3 protein-coding genes are annotated in these 3,292 nt (G+C 54.1%); all 3 read right to left on the reverse strand.

Going from position 1 to position 3,292, the window contains the following annotated elements; genetic code table 11:
• Positions 1-312: 312 nt before the first annotated feature.
• The 3 genes from Q0482_RS01635 to Q0482_RS01645 all read right to left on the reverse strand — a co-directional run bounded on the left by Q0482_RS01635 (position 313) and on the right by Q0482_RS01645 (position 2,996).
• Positions 313-975, reverse strand: a complete 663-nt coding sequence (locus Q0482_RS01635; RefSeq protein ID WP_296982466.1) for a TrkA family potassium uptake protein — start codon at positions 973-975, stop codon at positions 313-315.
• 15 nt (positions 976-990) lie between these two features.
• The gene (locus tag Q0482_RS01640; protein ID WP_299142543.1) at positions 991-2,340 is read right to left on the reverse strand and encodes a potassium transporter TrkG; all 1,350 of its coding nucleotides are present in this window, start codon (positions 2,338-2,340) and stop codon (positions 991-993) included.
• Between the two features lie 119 nt (positions 2,341-2,459).
• Positions 2,460-2,996, reverse strand: coding sequence for a CBS domain-containing protein (locus Q0482_RS01645; RefSeq protein WP_299142546.1), 537 nt, complete (start codon positions 2,994-2,996; stop codon positions 2,460-2,462).
• Positions 2,997-3,292 lie beyond the last annotated feature (296 nt).

The following is a 3,292-nucleotide window of genomic DNA, read 5'->3' on the forward strand; positions in this document are numbered from 1 at the left end:
GCCGCCGCAGGCGGCCCCCGATCCTCGATCCCGATCTTCGATCCCAGCCGCTTCGGGAATACAGCCGCCCCGCCGACTGGTATTTAATGCCAACTGTCTCACTTACTATTCTTACCGAGATCCTTCGCTCCGCTCAGGATGACGAGTGGGAGGCGGGGGATTAGTAGCTTGTAGCTGGTAGCTTGTATCTAGGAATCAGCCACTAGCCACTAGTCACTAGTCACTGCGCCGTCAGGCGCTCCCCGGCCCCGACCGCGCAGTCAGGCGCCACCAGCCACTATCCCCCTCACGCCGAAGGCGTGTCCGTAAAGCTTACTGCTCCAGGCTGGCGGTGACCCGCTTTACGCTTTCCGAGTCCCCCAGAATGATGAGCATATCATCGGAGGCGAGCTGCATATCCGGATGGGGGTTGACGTACATTTCCCCTTTTCTCTTGATGGCCACTACGGTGATGTTATATTTCTTACGGATGTCGATGTCGAGAATGCTCTTGCCGATCCAGTCTTCCGGCACGTGGATGGAAAGGATGGTAATGTTGTTTTCCATTTCGATATAGTCCACAATGCCCGGGGAAATAAGGTTGTGGGCCACGCGGACGCCCATTTCCTTTTCGGAGTAGATGATTTTATCCGCCCCGATTTTCTGGAGCATTTTCCCATGGAGGGGGTCCAGGGCCTTGACCACGATTTTCTTGACCCCCATATCCTTCAATATCAGGGTTGTCATGAGGCTGGCGGAGAGTTCTCCTACCGAAACCACCGCCACGTCCGCATTGCCGGCGCCGATGGCGGCCAGGTTCTTTTCGTCCGAGCAGTCGGCGCACACCACATATCCCAGGGTATCCGCCAGGTCCTGCACCACATCTTCATCGATATCCATGGCCATGACGTCGTACCCCATCTTTTCCAGCGTCACAGCCACACTTTTACCAAACCGGCCCAGACCGGCTACGAAAAACTGTAATTTCTGACCCATAACGAACCTCTTTATTTAACCTATAACCACATTTTCCTTCGGATACTTCACAGAACTGTTATGATGGCCTGCAAAGGCGATGGCCAGGGTCATCACGCCGATACGGCCGATGTACATGGCAATCATGAGCACGATCTTGCAGGCCGTATTCCATTCCCCCGTCAGCCCCATGCTGAAGCCTACGGTGCTGAAGGCGGACACCGATTCAAAAAGGGCATCCTCAAAGTCGAAATCCTTCGGCTCCAGGGCGAACACGCAGAACGCCGTCAGGAACGTGAGCACCATGGCCAGGGTGAACACATTGGACGCCTTGGTGAGACACTTCGCATCCACCTGCTTGTGGAAAAGCACCACCTCCCGCCTGCCCCGGACCCAGGCCCAGAGAGACAGAAGAAGAAGGCCCATGGTTGTGGTCCTGATGCCGCCGCCGGTGGAAACAGGCGCCGCCCCTACGAACATGAACATCATGACAAAAAGGACGGTGGAACTCATCATGGAGTGGATATCAAACACCGCAAACCCTGCCAGCCGGGAAGACACGGACATGAAAAAAGCGCTCTGCCACTTCTCCAGCGTACTCATGTGGCCCATGGTTTCCGGATTGCTTCCCTCCAGAAGGAAATACACCACCACCCCCAGAGGGATGAGGACAGCCTCCATGGTAAAAATGAACTTGCTGTTGAAAGACAGCCTGCACCACCTGTGATTTCTTAAAATATCATCCAGAGCGATGAAACCCACGCCCCCCAGGAACATGGTAACCACAATCACCGTACTCACAAAACCGTCTGCCGCCATGCCTGCAAAACCTACATCACTGCCCATGATATCCATGCCGCAGTTCGTAAAAGCGGACACCGCATGCCAGTAGCCCAGATAAATGCCGATGGCCCCGTACTTGAAATAGAGATAAACAGCCAGAAGCGTCCCCGACGTAAACTCCACCGCCAGAGTGGTGACGATGATCTTCCGCACCAGCATCACCATGCCCGACGGCGTATTCAGATTGAAAGAGTCCCGGATCAGAAGACGTTCCTGCAGACGGATCCGGCGGCCCGTATAAATACTCACCATGGCCATCATAGTCATGATTCCCAGGCCCCCCACCTGCATGAGGAAAAGAATCACCAGCTGTCCGAAAACAGTGAAATCATAGCGCAGATCAAACATACTCATACCGGTGACACTCACCGTGCTCACCGACATGAAAAGAGCATCCACAAAAGAAACCTCCGACCTGCCGGTCTGCGAAAAAGGCAGCATCAGAAGAAAAGCCCCCAGAAGCATAAAGAGCGCAAAGCCCCCGCAGATCAGGACTCCCCTGTGCATTTTACTAAGAAACCGGATCAGCCGCTTTCCCATCATATACCTCCCTCTCCTCCGGAAAAATGAAATCAACCGAAAGGAGCGTTTCCCCTATTATACTATGCCCGGCACAAATAAAAAACCGCACCGGCATATCCCACCGGTGCAGTTTCCTCATACTACTTCTCTTCCTCCCGATTTTTTAAAAGCTCCTCCGCCTCCGTAGCCGCGATGGCGCCCAGAATATCATGGCGGGTAATAATCCCCACCAGCCGCGCCGGCGGCTGCTCAGCAGCATCAGCCACCTTCCTCTTCTCCACCACCGGCACCGTCTTCAAATGCTCATCCACCATAAGATTCGTCAGCGTCTCCATATCCGTCTCCGGCGTCACACAGCGCACATCCTTCGTCATGATCTCCGCCGCCGTAGTAGCCAGGAGCTTCCGGAACGACTTCTCATACCGGCCGAAACCGCAGTAATACAGATTTCCGCCAAGCACATCCACATACTGAGGAATCTTCGGCGTCACCTTCTTGTAAAGCAGATCCCCTTCCGAAACGATGCCCAGGAGCTCATTATCATCCCCCACCACCGGAATGGCACTCACAGGATGGGTAATAAACAGCCCCACCAGCCGGTGCACCGTCACATCAGGCGATACAGTAAACACATACTTGGTCATGAAATCCTTGACTTTCAGCGATTTGGACGGCATAAGAACCCCTCCTTTGAAAGCTATGAAATCTGCTGTTTTCCTACCTATATTTTAGCGAATTTTGGGAAAAGGTGCAAGAGAAACAGGGGCCATGGACACGCCTGCGGCGTGAGGGTTCAGAAGGTTCAAAGGGTTCAAAGGTTTGACGCCCGCTTTGCGGGCGAGGGTTGTGGATTGCCGCTGCGCGGCAATGATTATATAGTCAGCGTTACGGGAATGCCCTCCTGCTGCTTAATTTTTGCTAAGCATTCTGCTGAATTGGCCACTGGCGTGGCCACCCCCTATCCGGCTGCGCC

The organism is uncultured Dialister sp. (genome assembly GCF_937959425.1).
Classification (GTDB): Bacteria; Bacillota; Negativicutes; order Veillonellales; family Dialisteraceae; genus Dialister.

Excerpts from the sequence above, each read along its gene's own strand:
- Q0482_RS01635 (WP_296982466.1), bottom strand. The coding sequence starts at position 975 with ATGGGTCAGAAATTACAGTTTTTCGTAGCCGGTCTGGGCCGGTTTGGT.
- Q0482_RS01640 (WP_299142543.1), bottom strand. The coding sequence starts at position 2,340 with ATGATGGGAAAGCGGCTGATCCGGTTTCTTAGTAAAATGCACAGGGGA.
- Q0482_RS01645 (WP_299142546.1), bottom strand. The coding sequence starts at position 2,996 with ATGCCGTCCAAATCGCTGAAAGTCAAGGATTTCATGACCAAGTATGTG.